The sequence below is a fragment of the Haloferax sp. s1 genome (assembly GCF_058382125.1).
Genome location: NZ_JBZRPK010000190.1, coordinates 1 through 1,780, shown reverse-complemented (window position 1 = coordinate 1,780; position 1,780 = coordinate 1). Strand labels below are relative to the sequence as shown.

General features: G+C 59.3%; 3 protein-coding genes. All 3 read left to right on the top strand.

The genetic code is table 11. The annotated features are described in order from the left end of the window. The coding region (locus QT222_RS01535) for a thiaminase II/PqqC family protein (RefSeq protein ID WP_491476081.1) at positions 1-380 on the top strand (380 nt) is incomplete at its 5' end. Then, positions 377-1,186, top strand: coding sequence for a TenA family protein (locus tag QT222_RS01530; RefSeq protein ID WP_491476080.1), 810 nt, complete (start codon positions 377-379; stop codon positions 1,184-1,186). The genes QT222_RS01535 and QT222_RS01530, both read left to right, overlap by 4 nt. Further along, on the top strand, positions 1,180-1,780 hold a 601-nt coding region (locus tag QT222_RS01525), incomplete at its 3' end, for a sodium:solute symporter family transporter (protein WP_491476079.1). The genes QT222_RS01530 and QT222_RS01525, both read left to right, overlap by 7 nt.

Genomic DNA, 1,780 nt, shown 5'->3' with positions numbered 1-1,780 from the left:
ACATAGATGACCTCGAAGCGACGACACCCTCGCCGACGACCCGTGCATACACTGATTTCCTCATTCGAACAGCCACACACGGCACGTTCGGAGATATCGTCGCTGCACTGCTTCCCTGCATGTGGGGATTCAACGAGACGGGTCGACGCCTCGCTGCTGAAGGTGTTCTGGACCACGAGCAGTACGCTGCATGGGTCGAGATGTACGCCAGCGACGAGTTCACGGAACTCACCGAGTGGTGCAAAACGCTCATGAACGATGTGGCTGCAGACGCGACGCCAACAACTCGTGAACGCTATCGAGAGCTGTTCCGCACCTCTGCACAGTACGAGTACCTCTTCTGGGATGCTGCGTGGAGACAGGAGGAGTGGCCGCTATGACGAATATTGACTCTGACCTTGAGACGGACGTTGGTTCGAACACTGACGCACCGTCGCCAGTTCCCGACACCTACAATCAATATACCGAGACCAGAGAAAATCTGCGGTTCACTGATTGGCTCCGTGCCCGGGCGGGAAGCCAGTGGGACGCCGCAACGGCGCACCGATTCACACGGGAACTCGGAAGCGACGACCTCGACCCTGACGTATTCCGTCGATATCTGGTGCAAGATTACGCGTTCGTCGAAACGCTCGTCGGCGTCTTCGGACACGCCGTGGGCCAAGCGCCGACGATGGCTGCGAAGTCCGAACTCGTCGATTTCCTCGGGACACTGACCGACGACGAGGACGACTACTTCCTGCGCTCGTTCGATGCGTTGGATGTTCCGGAATCGACGTACATGGAACCGTCCACAACGCCGACGACTCGTGCATTCGTGGACCTCCTCGAACGTGCCGCGAACCAGGGGGGCTACGCAGAGACGCTGGCAGTGCTCGTTCCTGCCGAATGGGTTTACCTGACGTGGGCGAGTGCGGTGGAAGACCAGTCACCATCGCGTTTCTACCTCGCAGAATGGATTGATCTCCATGCCGCCGACGACTTTGCGGCGTTCGTCAATTGGCTTCGTGAGGAACTCGACCGCGAGGGTGCGGCCGCCTCTCCGCGCCGACAGCAACGCCTCGACCGTTTGTTCCGTCGCATGGTGGAACTCGAAGTCGCGTTCTTCGATGCAGCGTACGAGTCGACATCGGCTGATGGAGTTCGTATTACTGAATCTGACGAGGCTGGTGATGCTGAATGGTAAGTTCGATGATTGCACTCGGATTGACTGTCGCAACACTCGTCCTCTTTACCGGTATCGGTGTGTGGGTCTCCCGCGGTCGCGTCGATTCGGTCGAAGACCTCATCAGTGCACGGGGGTCGACGGGGGAACGACGAACCACGGCGACGCTCGTTGCCTCTGTGATGGGTGTTTGGGTGCTCTTTTCGGCACCCGAGGCGGGTGCTGGATTCGGTATCGCCGCCGTCGTCGGATACGCCATCGGTGAGGCAGTTCCGATGCTCGTTTACGCCAAACTCGGTCCCCGAATCCGACGACTCATCCCGCACGGTCACTCACTGACTGAATACGCCCACGCCCGGTACGGAACCGCCATGTACGCATTCGTCCTCTTGGTGAGTGCTCTTTACATGTTCATCTTCCTCGCTGCAGAACTAACTGGTATCGCGGGTGCGCTCTCACTCGTCGCCGGCGTCCCGCAGTGGCAGACTGCGCTTCTCGTCGGTGGCTTCGTTCTTCTCTACACGAGTTACGGCGGACTCAGAGCGAGTATCGCCACGGATGCGGTTCAAGCCGTCATCGTCCTCCCGCTTTTGCTCCTCGCATTCGTCGGCGCAC